We start from the raw sequence: 18732 nt of genomic DNA, 5'->3' as shown, positions 1-18732 counted from the left end.
GGTCGATTGGAAGGGCATGTTATGGCGGGTACGGAGCAGGACGGTTTCATCGGCGGAACGCCGGGGTTCGTTCACCTGCGTGTCCATTCGGCCTATTCGCTTCTTGAGGGCGCGCTGCCACTGAAGAAGATCCTCTACAAGGCATCAGCCGACAGCCAGCCGGCGATTGCCATCACCGACACCAACAACCTGTTCGTCGCCCTCGAGTTTGCACAGAAGGCGATGGATGACGGCCTGCAGCCGATCATCGGCTGTCAGGTCTCCATCGATATGGAAGACGGCCTCGAGACGGATCGGCGCGGCGGCCAGCAGGCACTCGTGAAACTGCCGTCGATCGTGCTGCTGTCGGCGACAGACGACGGATACGAGCGGCTCGTGGATCTGATCAGCCGTGCCTATCTCGGCGGCGAGGGCGGCGGGCAATCGGTTCACATCCGCTCCTCCTGGCTGGACGAGATCGGAACCGAAGGACTGATTGCGCTGACAGGCGCATCGACCGGGCCGATCGACATGGCGTTGAAGGACGGCCATATCGCGCAGGCCGAGGCACGGTTGCTGTCATTGAAGCGACACTTCGGCGACAGGCTCTATATCGAACTCCAGCGTCACGGCACCTATGACAAGCGTCATGAACAGAGGGTGATCGGACTCGCCTACGCGCACGACCTGCCGCTGGTCGCGACCAACGAGGCTTTTTTTCCGACGCGTGAGGACTACGACGCGCATGACGCGCTGATGGCCGTGGCTCACAATGCGATCGTGTCCGACGACAGCCGCTTTCGCCTGACGCCAGACCACTATCTGAAAAGCCGCGCCGAGATGGTGAAGCTGTTTGCCGATTTGCCCGAGGCTCTGGAAAACACGCTCGAGATCGCGCGTCGATGCTCCTTCGTCCTGAAAACCCGCAAACCGATCCTGCCGCGCTTTACCGGTGCGACTGCCGATCCGGAAGAGGCAGAGCGCGAGGAAGCGCTTGAGCTTCGCCGGCAGGCGGTCGAGGGGCTGGACAAGCGCCTTGGAACGCTCGGTATGTCAGCCGGGTACGAAGAGAAGGACTACCGCGAACGCCTCGAGTTCGAGCTGAGCGTCATCGAGCGCATGAAGTTCCCCGGCTACTTCCTGATCGTTGCGGACTTCATCAAGTGGGCAAAGCAACATGACATCCCCGTCGGTCCTGGCCGTGGTTCGGGTGCAGGGTCGCTTGTCGCCTATGCGTTGACGATCACCGACGTCGATCCGCTGCGTTTCTCCCTTCTCTTCGAGCGCTTCCTCAATCCGGAACGCGTTTCGATGCCGGACTTCGATATCGACTTCTGCCAGGATCGCCGCGAAGAGGTGATCCGCTACGTGCAGCAGAAGTACGGCCGCGAGCAGGTGGCTCAGATCATCACCTTCGGTTCGCTGCAGGCCCGAGCGGCGTTGCGCGACGTCGGCCGCGTGCTGGAAATGCCCTACGGGCAGGTCGACAAGATCTGCAAGCTCGTGCCCAATAATCCCGCCAATCCGACGCCGCTCTCGAAGGCAATCGAGGAAGAGCCGAAGCTGCAAGAAGAGGCCGCGAAGGAGCCTGTCGTCGCGCGCCTCCTCGACATCGCCCAGAAGATCGAGGGGCTCTATCGCCACGCCTCGACCCATGCCGCCGGCATCGTCATCGGCGACCGGCCGCTGTCGAAACTCGTGCCGATGTACCGCGATCCGCGATCCGACATGCCGGTTACGCAGTTCAACATGAAATGGGTGGAGCAGGCCGGCCTCGTGAAGTTCGACTTCCTCGGGCTGAAGACACTGACCGTTTTGAAGGTTGCTGTCGATTTCGTCGCCAAACGCGGCACAAGTGTCGACCTTGCCGCGATCCCGCTCGACGACAAGAAGACCTATGAGATGCTGTCGCGAGGCGAAACGGTCGGCGTGTTCCAGGTTGAAAGTGCCGGCATGCGCAAGGCGTTGATCGGCATGAAGCCCGACTGCATCGAGGATATCATCGCGCTGGTGGCTCTCTACCGCCCAGGCCCGATGGAAAACATCCCGACCTACAACGCTCGCAAGCATGGCGAGGAAGAGATCGAATCGATCCACCCCACGATCGACTACCTGCTCAAGGAAACGCAGGGCGTCATCGTCTATCAGGAACAGGTGATGCAGATCGCCCAGGTCCTGTCGGGCTATTCGCTCGGCGAAGCCGACCTTCTGCGTCGCRCCATGGGCAAGAAGATCAAGGCGGAGATGGATCAGCAGCGCGAGCGCTTCGTTGACGGTGCCATCAGGAACGGCGTTTCGAAGCCGCAGGCCGACAACATCTTCGAACTGTTGGCGAAGTTCGCAAACTACGGTTTCAACAAGTCGCACGCCGCCGCCTATGCCATCGTCTCCTACCAGACGGCCTACATGAAGGCGCATCATCCGGTGGAGTTCCTCGCCGCCTCCATGACGCTCGATATGTCGAACACCGAAAAGGTCAACGATTTCCGCCAGGATGCCAAGCGCCTCGGCATCGAGGTCATTGCCCCATCAGTGCAGACATCGTTCCGCCATTTCCAAACCGGCGAAGACCGCATCTATTACGCCTTGGCGGCACTGAAGGGCGTCGGCGAGTCGGCGGTCGAGCACATTGTCGAGGTTCGCGGCGATACGCCGTTCGCCAGCCTTGAGGACTTCTGCCTGCGCATCGATCCCCGCCAGGTGAACCGCCGCGTGCTTGAAAGCCTGATTTATGCCGGGGGCTTCGATTGCTTCGGTCTCGATCGTGCGCAACTGTCGGCTGGTCTAGACCGTGTCCTTGGCTACGCCCAGCGTGCCCAGGAAAACAAGCTGAGCGGTCAGTCGGATATCTTCGGCAGCGCTCTGTCGTCCGGCCCGGAAAAGATCTCGCTGCCGCCGTTCTCGCCATGGCTCGCCTCCGAGCGGCTGCTCAAGGAGTTCCAGGTTCTCGGCTTTTACCTCACCGCCCACCCGCTCGATTCCTACAACGGCGTCCTTCAAAAGATGCGGGTGCAAACCTTTGCCGACTTCTCGGCAGCCGTGAAGCAGGGCGCAAGCAACGCGCGCCTGGCCGGAACCGTTATTTCCAAGCAGGAGCGTAAGACCCGCACCGGCAACAAGATGGGGATTATCGTTTTTTCCGATTCTTCAGGCCAGTTCGAAGCCGTGCTCTTCTCCGAAATGCTGAACCAGTATCGCGACATGCTCGAATCCGGAAAATCCTTTGTAATTACCGCAACCGGCGAGGAGCGACCGGAAGGCATCGGGCTCAGGATCCAGACGATCCAGTCTCTGGAAGAGAAGTCGTTGCAGATGCAGAAGGCGCTGCGTGTCTATGTCCGCGATTCCGGACCTTTGCGTGCGGTTGCAGCTCACCTCAACGCCAAAGGGGACGGCCTCGTTTCCTTCATCGTCATCAAGGAAGAAGGCAAGCGGGAGGTCGAGGTCGAACTGCCGCAGAAGTACCGCATCACGCCGGAGATCGCCGCCGCCCTTCGCGCCGCACCCGGCGTCATCGACGTGGAGCTCGTTTGACGCTCAGCTATGGGTGACGGTGATGAAGTCAGTGCCGGACCCTGTCTCGTGCCCGAGGCCGGTGTCGGAGATGGTCATTGTCGATCCAGGCGTCAGCATGGCGTCTATCTTGCGCCGCGTCTCGTCGGGAATGTTGATCCGGCTCAAGGCATTTGAAATCGGCGTGCCGCTGACGATCGAGCTTTCAAGTTTGCTGATGCCCAATCGCCTCATCGTCTGGCTGGAAAGCGTGTTTGCAAGCGTGGCGCCCAGCCAGTCCGCGGTACCATTTTCCAGGTCGACGCTGTGTGCAGTCAGGAAATGCGTACCGAGTGCCAGGCGCGGATCGGCGATCGTAATCGGGGCCTCGAAGACCGGCTTGAATCCCTGGCGGACCATGATCACGCCGTTCGCTGGCTCACCCTTGCCTGCCGCAGCGTAGACGGCGCGCAGCAGCGCGTCGCTCATCAGTGACTTGTCGGCCCCGGGTTCAAGCGGATGCTGCGCCTTGAAGTCGCTGATCGCCTGGAGCGAAGCCGGCCCGAGCAGCCCGTCCGGATCGCCGACGGAAAAGCCGAGTTCGTTGAGATAGGTCTGCAGATCGATGATCGCTTCGCGCTGCGTGCGGCGCGTGATGAGAATGCGAATAGGCTCGGCGCTGATGGGCGCCACGACAGGCTGCACCTGGGCTCTCGGAATGGCGACTTCGTTCATCGCCACCTGGACCGGCAATTGTCCGATGGCCGGCCGAAGCACGGCGTCGGAAAGCAGCGGCGGGGGCTCCGGCATTTCAGGATGGAAAAGCATCGGATGCTCGATCGGCCTTGGCGTCGTCTCCGCATCGGTAATGATGACCGGGACACCCATTTCGGTCATCCTGTAGAGCTGCTTCGCAAATGCGCCCGGCATGCGCACGCATCCGTGCGAGGCTGGATAGTGCGGAACGGAATTTGACTCGTGGAGGGCGATGCCTGACCACGTCAGTCGCTGCATGAACGGCATCGGCGCTGCCGAATAAAGGTTGGATTCATGGTATTTCTGCTTCTCGATCACCGAGAATATGCCGCTGGGAGTCCCGTGGCCGGGCTTACCCGTCGAAACCTTCGACGTCGCGATGACGTCGCCACCCTCATAGACGGCAAGCGACTGCTTATCCTTCGACACGAAGATCTGCAGTGTGCGTGCGTCCGCGGCGAGCGCGGGGTGCACGAGTGCGGTGGCTGACAGCAAGCCGAGGCCGAAGACAAGACGCGAGAACATTCCAACCAACCAATACGCAATACCTGAGGGCAAGCGTAGTCGGGGAAGCTTAAGGAAAACTTGAAATAGCCGGCGGTGATGCGGCCTCACATATTAGTGATCGCGCTTGCCGCCGAAGGTATAACCCGTCTCGACCGTACCTTTGCCGAACTTGTCGCGCAGCTTGTCCATTGCCGCCTCGACGGCGGCACGACGCCCCTGGTCCACATCGACGAGATCGGGCGGATCTGCCCGCGCCGGATCGCAGAGATCGGTGACGCCGATACCGATCAGGCGAAACTTCGTGCCGTCTGTTTGCTTCTCCAGAAGATCGATGCCGGTGCGGAAGATCCGGTCGGCGAGCTGGGTCGGGTCCTCCAGTTTCCTGTTGCGCGTTCGCGACTTGAAGTCGGCCGTCTTCATCTTGAGGACAACAGTATGGCCGGCGATGCCGTTCTTCTTCAGTCGCCAGGAGACTTTCTCGGAAAGGCTGCGCAGGATCGGCACGAGGTCCGCGTGGCGGGAAATATCGTCGAAGAATGTCGTTTCGGCAGACACGCTCTTTGCCGGATCGTTGAGGTGAACCTCTCGGTCATCCATGCCGCGTGAAAGCCGCGCAAGCCGTTGTCCCATGCTGCCATAGCGGCGCATCAGGTCATTTGCCTCCATGGTCTGTAGCTGGCCGATGGTGCGGATACCGTCGGCCTCGAGTGTCGCCGCGAGCGCCTTGCCCACGCCCCAGATCGTCGTGACGGGCCGCGGCGCGAGAAAGGAGACGGCTTCCTCGCGGCCGATGACGGAAAATCCGCGCGGCTTCTGCAGGTCGGAGGCGACCTTCGCAAGGAATTTGCAATAGGAAAGCCCGACTGAAACGCTGATGCCGATCTCCTGCTCCACACGGCGCGCGAATTTCGCGAGCGTTCTGGCCGGTGGATCATGGTGCAGTCGCTCGGTACCGCCGAGTTCCAAGAAGGCTTCGTCGATCGAAAGTGGCTGCACGAGCGGCGTCAGCTCCTGCATCATGGTGCGCACCTCGCGCCCGACCCTGACGTACTTCTCCATGTCCGGCCGAATGACGATCGCCTGTGGGCAGGCCTCCAATGCCTTGAACATCGGCATGGCAGAGCGAACGCCATGGATGCGGGCGATGTAGCAGGCGGTAGAGACAACACCACGCTTGCCCCCACCGATGATCACCGGCTTGTCGGCAAGATCGGGGTTGTCGCGCTTCTCGACCGCGGCATAAAAGGCGTCGCAGTCGATATGTGCCAGCGTCAGTTCGTAGAGTTCCTTGTGCCGGGCGAGGCGAGGGCTGCCGCAGGCCGTACAGCGACGCGTTTCCGCCTTCTGCTCGGCAAGGCAGTCGCGACAGAAGCCGGGTGTCTTGGCGGGCGCAGGTGTCATAAGCGAGAACAAAGGTTGAACGCCGCGACATTACGCTCTAAGCTTTTGAGTCTCAAGGGCGCGCTTGAGGTTTTGCGGTGCATATCCGCGGGGTCGCTGAAGCGGCCGTCTACGCGACCGAGCTGACGTCCTTCGGCGTCGCCGTCGCAAAATACTGGCGCAAAATCTCGCCCGTATGGTCCCAGTCGGTCGCAGCTAGAATCGTTCCGATCGGCGGGGGCGCGAAGGGCTTGAAATCCGCATTGGCCATCATCGTGACGAGTAGACATTCCGGCACATGATCAGCCACAGAAAGGAGATTGCGTTGGATATCGTCCACAAACGCGACAGGCAGGTCTCGGCGATCGTGCAGCTTGGCGACGATCGGCCCCTTGGGCTCTTCGGATGCGATCATGTCGAAGGAGAGGTCGAACTGGTCGAGAAGCTTTCGCCGGACGCCGTGGTGGCGGGGCGGCATCGCAGTCAGAAAAACGACGTCGGCGTCGGCGGAAAGCGCATTCAACGTTTCGACCGCTCTTTCCGCTGGCCTCTGCCAGAGATGCTGGTTCGCGAAGAAGGCGTCTTCGAAAGCATAGACCTGCTCCTTGTCCATTTCGCTGCCGTCGAGCAAGGAAACGATATTGCCGTGAAGCCGAAACGATCGGGGAAGGAGATCGTAGCTGTGCGACCGCAGAAATGCTGTGAAGGGCGAAAGAAACTCCAGAACGACCTCGTCGATGTCGCAAACGACGAGCGGTCGGTCGCCGAGGCTGACTTGGTGGGGATCGGTGACAACGTCCAAACTCAATACTCCCCTGATCCAAGTCCGGGCGGCGAAAAATGCAGCCACGCGGCATTGAGCGCTTCGGGCGCTGTGCCCGTCGCCTCGCAAAAGGCCACGGCTGTCGGTTCGTGGTTCATAAGAAAGTCCATCATCCCGGATAGGAAGCCCGGATCATCGATTGCGTGGCGCACTTGCGCGGGCTCTACGCCTGTTAATGCGAGGAAACGGCCGAACAAATCAGGCTCGCTGGCAAGCCAGGCGAGAACCGAGATGGCGGTTTCTTGCGGATCGTTTGCGAGTTGCTTGGAGTTCTTGAAGTTGCTCTGCATTTCTTGCGGGAAATTACCTATTTTTCAACCAAATACCGATAGCGTCGGGCTATCGGTTTCATGGGTCCGTGCGGTTGCATGTCTTTCTTGTGCGGCTGAACGGTTTCCAGAACGGACGTAGGACAGCATATCATGCCCAAACAGGTAATGATTGTAGAGGATAACGAGCTCAACATGAAGCTCTTTCGCGACCTCATCGAGGCGTCCGGCTACACGACGATTCAGACGCGCAATGGCATGGAGGCGTTGGATCTCGCGCGCAAGCATCGCCCGGATCTGATCCTCATGGACATCCAATTGCCGGAGGTATCAGGGCTCGAGGTCACCAAATGGCTGAAGGAAGACGATGAGCTGCATGTCATCCCGGTGATCGCGGTGACGGCTTTTGCGATGAAGGGCGATGAAGAGCGGATCCGGCAGGGTGGCTGTGAAGCGTACGTGTCAAAGCCGATATCCGTTCCCAAATTCATTGAGACGATCAAGACGTACCTAGGCGATGCCTGATAGATCGGAAAGAAGCCTATGACTGCGCGAATCCTGGTCGTTGATGATATTCCGGCGAACGTGAAGCTGCTCGAGGCTCGGCTGATTGCCGAATATTTCGACGTGATAACGGCAGCCGATGGTTATCAGGCGCTGGCGATTTGCGATCGAAATCAAGTCGATCTCGTTTTGCTCGACGTCATGATGCCGGGCATGGATGGATTTGAGGTGTGCGAGCGGCTGAAGTCGAGCCCGAAAACCTCGCATATTCCTGTCGTCATGGTGACGGCGCTTGACCAGCCAGCCGACCGCGTGCGCGGCCTGAAGGCCGGAGCTGACGATTTTCTGACGAAGCCGGTCAACGATCTTCAATTGATAGCCCGCGTCAAGAGCCTGCTTCGCCTCAAGACGTTGAGCGACGAGCTGCGCATACGTGCGCAGACCGCCCAGACGATGGGGATCGATGGACTCTTGCGTGTCGATGGGCAGGGCGAGGAAAGCGGTCAGGTGATGCTGGTCGACGGCCGCGCCAACTCACAGGAACGCATCATAAAGACGTTGAAGCCGATCGCCGATGTCTTTGCGATCTCGGATGCGCAGGCGGCGATCTTTGAGGCGTCGGAGAACCCCTTCGATCTTGTGATCGTCAATGCCAATCTTGAAGACTATGACCCCCTGCGTTTGTGCTCGCAGTTGCGGTCGCTGGAGCGTACTCGCTTTTTGCCTATCCTGATCATTACCGAACAGGGTGACGACGAAATGGTCGTGCGAGCGCTCGATCTTGGGGTGAACGACTATATCGTGAGGCCGGTCGATCCTAATGAGCTCGTGGCGCGCAGCCTCACCCAAATGCGTCGGAAGCACTACAACGATCGCTTGCGCGCCAGCGTACAGCAAACCATCGAACTGGCTGTGACCGATCCGCTGACAGGCCTCAGCAACCGACGCTATCTCGATAACCATATCAATACGCTCTTCAGTCGCGCGATGGCCCGCGGGCGTCCGCTCTCGGTGCTCATCGCGGATATTGATCGCTTCAAACAGATCAATGATACCTACGGTCACGATGCCGGCGATGACATCCTCAGGGAGTTCGCAAACCGCGTGCGTTCGACCGTCCGCGGTGCCGATCTTGCCTGCCGGTATGGCGGCGAAGAATTCGTCGTTGTCATGCCGGACACGTCGCCGGAGGTTGCCGCAACCGTCGCAGAGCGGCTGCGCGCCGTGATCGAGACCTCACCCTTCATGGTGAAGTCGTCCGGGCAGGAGCTCAGCGTTACCGCATCTTTCGGGATTTCCTCGCGCACGCCGTCCATCGTGACGCCTGGACATCTGATGAAGCAGGCTGATCTCGCGCTTTACGAGGCAAAGAACGCAGGACGCAATCGCGTGGTCGCTGCCGCCTGATGCGAGTTTGCAGTCGAGGCTCCTAAGTCATCCACAGAAACGTGACGGATATTCCGCTTAGACCTGCACTGTCAGTGTTTGAAATACAGCCAAGTACGGCTCGAAGAGATGCCAGGACCAAGTCTCTTGGAAGGTGTCCCTCAAAGCACAGCGCGCCGCCAGGTTAACAAAAATATGAGCCAAATTCGCCTATTCTGGTAGCTTTCCTCAATCCGGATGATCGTCGAGCTTGAGCAGAAGCGGGATGGGGGTAATACTATTGGGCTATATTTCGTGTTCATTTGTCGCCGCGACGGGTATTCTCGCCCCGAAAGATGATTAGATGAGAGCAATAGCGTCTCAAACTTGGACTTTTAACCATAAAATCAACCTCGGAATTCTAACCATTAAGAATTTGTTGATTTTCTTTCATTTTCGCGCAAATTATCGGCTCATAAGAGAAACACGCTACCGTCGGGTGGCGCAAAGATACCCCATGATGCTCAGGTCCGCCGCATCTCCTGGGTCGTGGGGTCGGTCGGCTGGCATGCAACACTAGCGGTTCCTCGTGCCGCGTTGCTTGTCGGTCGACCCCCTTTCGTGAAAACGCCGTCCTACCCGTCGAACGGGCAGGACGGCGTTTCTGTTTGCGTTTCTGCACCCACTTGGCGGACAGCCGGAAAACAAAAAGGCGCGCAGCCGTGTGGCGCGCGCCTTTCGAAAAACCTAAGAGATCAAGCGATTACTTGATCTTGGTTTCCTTGAACTCGACATGCTTCTTAGCAACCGGGTCGTACTTGGTCTTCGTCATCTTGTCCGTCATCGTACGGCTGTTCTTCGTCGTGACGTAGAAGAAACCGGTGTCGGCTGTCGACAGCAGCTTGATCTTGATTGTTGTAGCCTTGGCCATGGTCGTCCTGCCTTTAATAAAATGAAAGCCGTGGAAGGCCGGATAGGCTCCACGGCAAATTCTGGCGCGAAACTACGAATCTAGCCCGAAAAGTCAAGCCCGCTTTCGGATGAAAAGCAGTCTTATGGCGGAAAGCACGGCATAAAGGCCGAAGAAGCCGGCGATAGCCCAGGGAAAGCCGTTGTTTCCGGCGACGTCGATGGCCGCGCCAATGACCTGCGGGCCTGCAACCGTGCCGACTGCATAACAGAAGACGAACGCCGCGTTGGCGGCCGCGAGGTCGGAGCCGGTCAGCCGGGAGCCGAGGTGGCTGAGGCCAACCGTATACAGCCCGGCAACGCAGCCGCCCCAGAAGAGCAGCACGGCGGCCATCATGATCCAGCTGTGCACGAGCAGCGGCAGCATCAGCGAGCCGATGAAGCCCATGAATGCCATCCCTGCGAGCAGCGGACGTTTGTCCTTCATGCGATCAGAGAGCAGCCCGACAGGGATCTGAAAGATCATGTTGCCGACGCCCATGACTGTCAGTAGTAGCGCCGCCTGCGTTTCGGTGAAGGAAGCACGCACTGCGTAGATCGGAAAAAGTGCCAGGCCACCTGCTTCGACGGCTCCGAAGATGAAAACTGCTGCCGTGGCGCTAGGCACAAGGAAGACGTAGCGCATGAAGTGCAACTCCGGCTTCTCTTCAAGGACGGGGCTCTCATAGCGGGCAATGTAGATCGGTATTGCGGCGACAAGGATCGCGCAGGCGCCGACCGCAAAGGGAAGCAGTCCGTCGCTGCCGAGGATTGAAAAGAGCAGTGGTCCGGCCGCAAAGCCCAGCGACAGCACGGTCGCATAGATGCCGAGCACGAATCCTCGCTTGGAGGGAGGCGAGGCAGCGTTGATCCAGAACTCCGACAGGATGAAAAGTGTCGTCGTTGCGCCGTGGAAGGCGAATCGTAGCGGAAACCACATCCAGAAGTCCTGGGCATAGTAGAAGCTGATTGCGCTCAGCGCCGAAATCACCACGGCCCAGATCATTGTCTGCGCAACACCGTAGCGGTGCGCCAGCTTCGTCGTGATCGGTGCGGCAACCATCGCCGCAATCCCCGCCATCGCCGTATTCAGGCCGATGAGTGTCGATGGAATGCCGCGCTTTTCGAGAATGATGCTGAGAAGGGGAAGCCCAAGGCCGATCGCTATGCCGACCGCCGAAATGGACGAGACGGCTGCCACCAGTGAGGGCCAATGGATTTCCTCGACATCACCTGGGGTGCCGTTTCGCGGCTGAGACATATACCCATCCCTTAGAGACCTACTATGGAGAATCGCGCGCCACCACGTACTTAGAGAGGCACAGATGTGCCAAATCCAAGTGACGGGTGTCCTTTACAAGATGAAAGGCGCCGGCGGCAATAACCTGAATGATTTTGGATAGGTACAGACAACAGAGCTTACCATGGAACGCATTCGACTTCTCGCTGCGACGCGCTGACCGCAGCTTGTTCGAGCGTTGCCCACTACACGCGAAATGTGTCGTGATGGTGAAAGCCTGACGATTGCCTAGCGGCGGCGGCCAGGGATCTCGTACTCGTCGTCGCCGCTATGTCCACCGAAGCCATGCATCTTCATCGCCCATTGCAGCCCTATGACGCCACCCTTGATCGGCTGGATAACCAGCAATGTGGCGAGCAACGTGATTGGCGTCCATATGGTGAAGGTGAGCCAGAGCGGCATCGGCCAGACCATGTCGGTCATCATGTATCCGGCAATGATTACGTGGCCGATGACCACGATCGTCAGATAGGGAGGAAGGTCGTCTGAGCGGTGATGATGCATCGCTTCGCCACAGGCCGCACAATTGTCCACGGGCTTCAGGAAGTTCCTGAAGAGCCTGCCACTGCCGCATGCAGGGCAACGGCACAACAGGCCGCGCTTGATCGATTGCCAGAGCGGGCGCTTGACCTCCTCAATATCGCCGAAATGGATGGCCTGGTCGCTTGAGGTGGTCGTCATGGTCGCTTCCTTTTCTGGCGTCCCTACACGCCTATCGCCGCCCTCGCGGCGGCCTGGTTCCGGCCTTCTTGCGCGCCGCGTTTGCGTCGCGCCGGCCGGACTTGTGGAACGAACGCACAGCGGTCGGCATCTTACGCCCCTCGCTGATCATATCGAAACGAAGCGCGCCGGCGAGCGGAATGGCTTCCGCAAGTTTCACCGTGACGCTGTCCCCCAGGCGATAACCGAGGCCGGTCTTCTCGCCAGACAACGCTTGATGCGCTTCATCATAAATGAAGTAGTCCGCTCCAAGGGTAGATATAGGAACGAAGCCGTCGGCTCCATAGTCTGGAAGGGCGACAAATAGTCCCGATTTCGTCACACCTCCTACGCGTCCTTCGAATTCCTCGCCGACACGTCCGGCAAGATGATGCGCGATCAGCCGATCCACGGTCTCGCGCTCGGCCGCCATGGCGCGGCGCTCGAAGGTGGAGATCTCGGCAGCGATGTCGTCGAGCGCTGCTTCCTCGTCAGGCGTGATGCCCCCTTCGCCAAAACCGAGCGAACCGACCAGCGCGCGATGCACGATTAGATCGGCGTAGCGGCGGATCGGTGAGGTGAAGTGCGCGTACTTCATCAGGTTCAGACCAAAGTGGCCGATGTTCTCCGGGCTATAGACGGCCTGGCTCTGTGAGCGCAGCACCATCTCGTTGACCATCGTCTGATGCGGTGTGTCTGCAGCCTTGGCGAGAATGCCGTTGAAATTGTTGGCGCGCATGTTGCCGCCCTTCGGCAGCGTAATGCTGAGTGTCGCCAGGAATTCGCGCAGCACTTCTTGCTTGGCGAGAGTCGGGCCGTCATGGATGCGATAGATCAGGGTTTGTCGCTTTTTCTCCAGCGTTTCGGCAGCCGAGACGTTCGCCTGGATCATCATCTCTTCGATGAGCTTGTGGGCATCGAGCCGTGGCGGCACGACGACGCGATCCACCGTGCCGTCGGGCTTCAGCAGGATCTTGCGTTCCGGCATATCGAGCTCGAGAGGCTGACGGCGCTGACGTCCGCGGGTCATCACCTTATAGGCATGCCACAGCGGCTTCAGGATCGGCTCGAGCATCGGGCCGGTCTTGTCGTCGGGCGTGCCGTCGATCGCTGCCTGCGCCTGTTGATAGGAAAGCTTGGCCGCGCTCTTCATCATGACGCGGTGGAAGGTATGACCGATCTTGCGGCCCTCCTTCGAAAACACCATGCGTACGGCGAGAGCAGGACGATCCTGCCCTTCTCTCAAAGAGCAGAGGTCGTTCGAAATCCGCTCCGGCAGCATCGGCACGACGCGGTCTGGGAAATAGACCGAGTTGCCGCGCTTCAGCGCCTCGCGGTCGAGCGGCGAATTCGGACGGACGTAGTAGGAGACGTCGGCGATAGCGACTGTGACGATGACGCCATCCACATTGTCGGGCGACGGATCCACTTCGGCATACACCGCATCGTCGTGGTCCTTGGCATCGGCGGGGTCGATGGTGATCAGCGGGACGCTGCGCCAATCCTCGCGGTGCGACATGGTCGCAGGCTTTGCGTCGTCGGCTTCGGCAACGACTGCGGGCGGGAAAATATGGGGAATGCCGTGCGCGTGGATAGCGATCATCGAAATCGCCTTCTCCGAAGCCACCGAACCGACGATCGACAGCACCTTTGCCCGTGGCAGCCCGAAGCGGCCGAGGCGCGCCACCTCGACTTCGACGAGGTCGCCGTCTTTGGCTTCGCCCTTGTAATCAGGATCGATCAGCATTTCCTCGCCGCGCCGTTCGATCGGCAGCAGCCGGCCACCACCGCCTGGCGCGTCCTTGAATACGCCGAGAAGGGCGCCGCGGCGCTTATCGAGGATCTTGATGATACGCGCCGTATAAGAGGGCCCGCCTCGGTCGGTGGCGGGAAAGATCTTGGCAAGAATGCGATCGCCCATGCCGGCGACCGGAGCCTTGCCCTTGCCGTTGCGCCCGGCTGGAGACGAAGATTGACGGATCGCGACCGCTGGCGCCACACCCATTTCGTCTGGCCATTCCGCCGGTCGGCCGATCAATTCGCCATCCTTGTCGCGCGTCGTGATGTCAAGCACCGTAACCGGTGGCAACGCGCCCGGGCGGATCAGCGACTTGCGGGTCTTCTGCAGCATGCCTTCCTGCTCAAGCTCCCGCAACAACTGCTTCAGCTCGACACGGTTCTCCCCCTTGAGCCCAAACGCCTTGGCGAGTTCGCGCTTGGATGCCTTTTGCGGATGATCGGCAATAAACCGCAGGATTACCTCGCGAGAGGGCAGGGCGCCGTGAGCGATAGTTTGCTGCTCGACGGCGGGTTCGTTGCCTGCGCGTCCGATTTTGCCGGGACGCTTGCCCATGCCTTTCATTTTCTCGCGCGGAATTCTGCTCACTCTTGGCTCTTCTTCGATTTCGTGGGCGTCTTCGTCTTGGTCGATTTCGGCTTTGCCGTGGCTTTGGTCGCCTTGGCCTCGGTTGCGGCGGCTTTGGCTTTAGGCTTCGCCTTGCCCTTGGCAACTGGCGCCTTGCCGGCCTTTGCCGCGATCAGCACGAGGGCCTCCTCGGCGGTGAGTGCCTGGGGATCCGTACCCTTGGGCAGCGTCGCGTTCACCTTGCCCCAATTGACGTAGGGGCCGTATTTCCCGTCGCGCACGGTCATCGCGCCGCCGTCGGGGTGGTCGCCGAGTTCCTTCAGCGCCGCCGCAGTCGCCCGCCCGCCCGGTGCCTTGCTTGCCTTGTCGGCGATCACGGTCACGGCACGGTTGAGGCCGATCGAGAACACGTCCTCGACTGTTTCGAGATTGGCGTAGGAACCATCGTGCAGCAGGAAGGGCCCATAGCGCCCGATGCCCGACGATATCATCTTTCCGCTTTCGGGATGCTTTCCGATGTCGCGCGGCAACGAAATGAGCGCCATCGCCTTTTCGTAGTCGAGATCGTCGGGCTTCCAGCCCTTCGGCAACGACGCGCGCTTGGCTTCCTTGCCGTCGCCGCGCTGGACATATGGACCAAATCGGCCGGAACGCAGCGTCAGCTCTTCACCGGTTACCGGATCGGTGCCAAGGTTCTTCGGCTCGTTCAGTGCGCCGCCATCCGCCTCCGCGCCGCCTTCCGACGAAAGCTGACGGGTGAAATTGCACTCCGGATAGTTCGAGCAGCCGACGAAGGCGCCGTACTTGCCGAGCTTCAGCGACAGATTGCCGGTGCCGCAGACCTGGCAAATGCGCGGATCGCTACCGTCTTCGCGCTTGGGGAAGACGAGCGGCGCCAACGATTCATTCAGCGAGTCCAGAACGTTGGTGACGCGCAGTTCCTTGGTGTCCTCGATCTGGGAGAAGAAATCCTTCCAGAAATCGCGCAGCACCTGCTTCCAGTTCAGTTCGCCTGCCGAAATCCGGTCGAGCTTCTCTTCGAGATCAGCGGTGAAATCGTATTCGACATACTTGGTGAAGAAGCTCTCGAGGAATGCTGTCACGAGGCGGCCCTTGGCCTGCGGGATCAGCTTGCGCTTGTCGATGGTCACATATTCGCGGTCGCGCAGCGTTGCCAGGGTCGCCGCATAGGTGGAGGGGCGGCCGATGCCGAGTTCTTCCATCTTCTTGATCAGCGTGGCTTCCGAATAGCGCGGCGGCGGTTCGGTGAAATGCTGCGTCGAGTTGATCTTCTGCTTGGCGAGGCTTTCGCGCGCATTGATCTCCGGCAGCCTGCCATCCTCGTCGCCGTCGTCGCTCTGCTCGCCATCTTCCTTCTGATCGGTATAGGCGGCGATGAAGCCGTCGAAGCGGACAACCGAACCGACGGCGCGCAGACCGGCCTTCTGGCCATTGTTGTCGGCGGTAATTTCGGCCGTGGTGCGCTCGATTTCGGCAGATGCCATCTGGCTCGCGATGCCGCGCTTCCAGATCAGGTCGTAAAGCTTGATCTGATCGGCATCGAGGAACTGGCGTACCCGGTCGGGCGTACGGTTGAAGTCCGTCGGGCGGATCGCTTCGTGCGCTTCCTGAGCGTTCTTTGCCTTGGTGGAATAGAAGCGCGCCTTTTCAGGCATGTAGCGTTGGCCGAATTGATCGACAATGGCACTGCGTGCCGCATCTATCGCCTCAGGCGCCATCTGCACGCCGTCCGTACGCATATAGGTGATGAGGCCGACCGTCTCGCCGCCGATGTCGAAGCCCTCATAGAGCTTCTGGGCGACCTGCATCGTCCGCGAAGCCGAAAATCCCAGCTTGGAGGAAGCAGCCTGCTGTAGCGTGGAGGTTGTAAAGGGTGGTCCCGGGTTGCGCTTGACGGGCTTCGCCTCAACCGTATCGACAACATAGGACGCGCCTTCGAGCAGGGCCTTGAGCGCGCCGGCGTCTTCACCGTTTCCAATCGACCGGGCCTGCAACCGCTTTCCGCCGGCGGCAACCAGCTTCGCCTCGAAGTCGTCGCCGCGCGGCGTCTTCAAGAGCGCCGAAATGTTCCAGTATTCTTCAGAGACGAAGCGTTCGATCTCGGATTCACGGTCGCAGACGAGGCGCAAAGCCACCGACTGGACGCGTCCGGCCGAACGCGCGCCGGGCAGCTTGCGCCAAAGCACGGGCGATAGATTGAAGCCGACGAGATAGTCGAGTGCACGTCGCGCGAGATAAGCATCGACAAGCGGCACGTCGATATCGCGCGGATCGGCCATCGCATCGAGCACGGCCTTCTTGGTGATCGCATTGAAGACCACGCGCTTGACCGTTTTGCCGTTCAGAACGCGCTTCTTGTTCAGCATATCTAGGACATGCCAGGAAATCGCTTCGCCTTCACGATCCGGGTCGGTCGCGAGGAACAGGCCATCGGAAGACTTCACCGCATCGGCGATGTCCTTCATGCGCTTGGCCGAAGCACCATCGACCTCCCAGAGCATTTCGAAGTCCTGGTCGGGAAGCACCGAGCCGTCCTTGGCGGGCAAGTCGCGCACATGGCCAAAGGAGGCGAGCACCTTGTATCCAGGACCCAGATACTTGTTGATCGTCTTTGCCTTGGCAGGCGATTCCACCACTACAACATTCATGATGATTCTCTAAGAAAAGGAAGTTGGCCGGCCTATAAGCAGACAGAGACCCTGCCATGTCACGGTTGCCGGTTATCCGACATGGACAGGTAAATCGTCTCGGTCAAGTGTTTTGGATGCATTTTTATCGATTACAACACGATACAACCATTGAGATAGAATTGTCGTACTACAATTTTTGATTATTGTGCTATCGTTTTTGAAGCGTCGTTCGCGGTGGTCCGCGCCGCCCTTTCGATAGGATCTGAGTCTATTCCATCGCGGCTAAGTTCGCAAAGAAAGATGCCGGACGATCGCGCTCCAGCCAGAACGTCGCCTTCGTGAAGCAGATGCTCGCCGAGTTGCGTCAGGTGGCGGAAAAGGAATGGCCTATGTCGACGCGAGCGATCTGCATGTCCGCATGTAATGCCTCATGCGTCCATCGCAAGAGAGACGAGCCCGCCGGTTGGCGGCGCCACTGCCTCGATAATGTCGTCACGATCACGGCGCCGTCCTTCAGCGGGCCGTTGGTTCCATGGCAACGCGGGTCAAGCGGAGAGCCGGGCACGGCAAAGACCAGCCTTCCGAATTTACCCGCGAGCCGGGCGGTGATCAGAGACCCCGAGCGCGTTACCGCCTCAACGATGACCACGCCAAGCGCAATCCCGGCAATCATCAGCCGGTTTCGGCGGGGAAAGTCACGTGCGCGAGGCTCCCAGCCGAACGGCATCTCACTGACCGCCAGTCCGTTGCCATTCCCGATTTTCTCAAGCAGACGGGCGTTCCCGGGCGGGTAGGGCTGATCGGGCCCTCACGCCATCGCGGCGATTGTTCCGGTGTCCAGACTTGCCCAATGCGCAGCGGTGTCGATGCCGCGGGCAAGACCTGAGACTATGGTGTAGCCCTACGCCCGCAATCGCAAGCCACCGGAGCGGTTTCTGCCGAGCCGAAGTGATTGATGAGGTCGCGAAAGCTCGCGGGGCCGACATTGTCGGAGCGAATGAGGCGCAGCCACGCGATGCGCTGCGTGCGTCCTATCCCTTCGCCCCTATCTTGCTTTCCGTCCCGCCGATGAGACGGGAGATGTTGGCCTTGTGCTTCCAGTAAGAGATCGCCGTCATGACCGCCATGACTGCTGCAACCTTCTCAGCTCCCAGTAGCCACAATGCAACCGGAATGACAAGCATTGCCACAAGCGCGGAAAGCGATGAGTAGCGCGTCGTAAATGCGATCGCCAGCCAGACGAGCGCAAAGCCGAGCACCATGACCGGCGCGACGCCCAGCAGCGTGCCGATATAGGTGGCCACGCCCTTGCCGCCCTTGAACCCGATCCAGACTGGGAAGAGGTGCCCGATGAAGGCAAAGAAGCCGGCAATCAGCGCCGCCTCGTCGCCAAGGAAGTATCCGACGATCCAGGCGGCCGCGGTCGCCTTCAGCGCATCGAGCACGAGCGTCGCGGCGGCAAGCTTCTTGTTGCCGGTTCTTAAAACATTGGTGGCGCCGATATTGCCCGACCCTATGCTGCGGACGTCGCCTAGCCCGGCAGCCCTCGTGAGCAAGAGCCCAAACGGGATGGAGCCGAGCAGGTAGCCTGTGGCAGCGGCAATCAAGGCGATCGGCAGCGTGATCTGCCAAGTCATGAGATCAGAAATCATATCCCCCTCCGGGCCTCATTCAGTCTTCTTATCGTCCGGACT

General features: G+C 59.9%; 13 protein-coding genes and 1 pseudogene. 3 read left to right on the top strand and 11 right to left on the bottom strand.

All coding sequences use genetic code 11. From position 1 onward, the window contains the following. Positions 1 to 21: 21 nt before the first annotated feature. On the top strand, positions 22 to 3513 hold the full coding sequence (gene dnaE / locus AC1DMK_RS01890) for a DNA polymerase III subunit alpha (protein ID WP_477856822.1): 3492 nt from the start codon (positions 22 to 24) through the stop codon (positions 3511 to 3513). A 3-nt stretch (positions 3514 to 3516) separates the two neighbouring features. Here the strand turns inward: dnaE and AC1DMK_RS01885 are convergent, their stop codons facing one another. The 4 genes from AC1DMK_RS01885 to AC1DMK_RS01870 all read right to left on the bottom strand — a co-directional run bounded on the left by AC1DMK_RS01885 (position 3517) and on the right by AC1DMK_RS01870 (position 7227). After that, on the bottom strand, positions 3517 to 4752 hold the full coding sequence (locus AC1DMK_RS01885) for a L,D-transpeptidase family protein (RefSeq protein ID WP_477856820.1): 1236 nt from the start codon (positions 4750 to 4752) through the stop codon (positions 3517 to 3519). Positions 4753 to 4845: 93 nt separating this feature from the next. Next, the gene (locus AC1DMK_RS01880) at positions 4846 to 6135 is read right to left on the bottom strand and encodes a DNA polymerase IV (protein WP_477856819.1); all 1290 of its coding nucleotides are present in this window, start codon (positions 6133 to 6135) and stop codon (positions 4846 to 4848) included. Between the two features lie 109 nt (positions 6136 to 6244). Further along, a complete protein-coding gene (locus tag AC1DMK_RS01875) occupies positions 6245 to 6916 on the bottom strand; it encodes a hypothetical protein (protein WP_037063462.1) in 672 nt (223 codons plus the stop codon). A 2-nt stretch (positions 6917 to 6918) separates the two neighbouring features. After that, entirely contained in the window at positions 6919 to 7227 is a 309-nt protein-coding gene (locus AC1DMK_RS01870; protein ID WP_037063464.1) for a DUF3572 domain-containing protein, read from the bottom strand. Between the two features lie 132 nt (positions 7228 to 7359). Between AC1DMK_RS01870 and AC1DMK_RS01865 the strand changes: the two genes are divergently transcribed. Together AC1DMK_RS01865 and AC1DMK_RS01860 are read left to right on the top strand one after the other, a co-directional pair. Beyond that, the gene (locus AC1DMK_RS01865; RefSeq protein ID WP_003547430.1) at positions 7360 to 7731 is read left to right on the top strand and encodes a response regulator; all 372 of its coding nucleotides are present in this window, start codon (positions 7360 to 7362) and stop codon (positions 7729 to 7731) included. 18 nt (positions 7732 to 7749) lie between these two features. After that, a complete protein-coding gene (locus AC1DMK_RS01860) occupies positions 7750 to 9117 on the top strand; it encodes a PleD family two-component system response regulator (protein WP_037063468.1) in 1368 nt (455 codons plus the stop codon). A gap of 721 nt (positions 9118 to 9838) precedes the next feature. Here AC1DMK_RS01860 and rpmG read toward each other — a convergent pair. The 7 genes and pseudogenes from rpmG to plsY form a co-directional block, all read right to left on the bottom strand. Continuing rightward, positions 9839 to 10006: a 50S ribosomal protein L33 gene (rpmG, locus tag AC1DMK_RS01855; protein WP_003547442.1), complete on the bottom strand. Its 168-nt coding sequence runs from the start codon at positions 10004 to 10006 to the stop codon at positions 9839 to 9841. Between the two features lie 93 nt (positions 10007 to 10099). After that, positions 10100 to 11284 (bottom strand): MFS transporter, encoded by a 1185-nt coding sequence (locus tag AC1DMK_RS01850; RefSeq protein WP_037063471.1) that lies wholly within the window; start codon positions 11282 to 11284, stop codon positions 10100 to 10102. Between the two features lie 267 nt (positions 11285 to 11551). Next, positions 11552 to 12004, bottom strand: coding sequence for a DUF983 domain-containing protein (locus tag AC1DMK_RS01845; protein ID WP_477856815.1), 453 nt, complete (start codon positions 12002 to 12004; stop codon positions 11552 to 11554). Between the two features lie 31 nt (positions 12005 to 12035). Next, positions 12036 to 14408, bottom strand: coding sequence for a ribonuclease R (gene rnr, locus AC1DMK_RS01840; RefSeq protein ID WP_477856814.1), 2373 nt, complete (start codon positions 14406 to 14408; stop codon positions 12036 to 12038). After that, positions 14405 to 17056 (bottom strand): type I DNA topoisomerase, encoded by a 2652-nt coding sequence (gene topA, locus AC1DMK_RS01835; RefSeq protein ID WP_477856812.1) that lies wholly within the window; start codon positions 17054 to 17056, stop codon positions 14405 to 14407. Before topA ends, rnr begins: the two co-directional genes overlap by 4 nt. Positions 17057 to 17528: 472 nt before the next feature. Next, positions 17529 to 18139 (bottom strand): annotated as a pseudogene (locus AC1DMK_RS01830) (DNA-processing protein DprA); the annotation flags it as partial. Further along, positions 18070 to 18690, bottom strand: a complete 621-nt coding sequence (gene plsY / locus AC1DMK_RS01825) for a glycerol-3-phosphate 1-O-acyltransferase PlsY (RefSeq protein WP_477856810.1) — start codon at positions 18688 to 18690, stop codon at positions 18070 to 18072. The gene plsY and the pseudogene AC1DMK_RS01830, both read right to left, overlap by 70 nt. Positions 18691 to 18732: the final 42 nt, after the last annotated feature.

The sequence above is a fragment of the Rhizobium sp. 05L419 genome (assembly GCF_056397845.1).
Note: the sequence above shows the minus strand (reverse complement) of the source record. Positions and strands in the feature narration are given on the sequence as shown.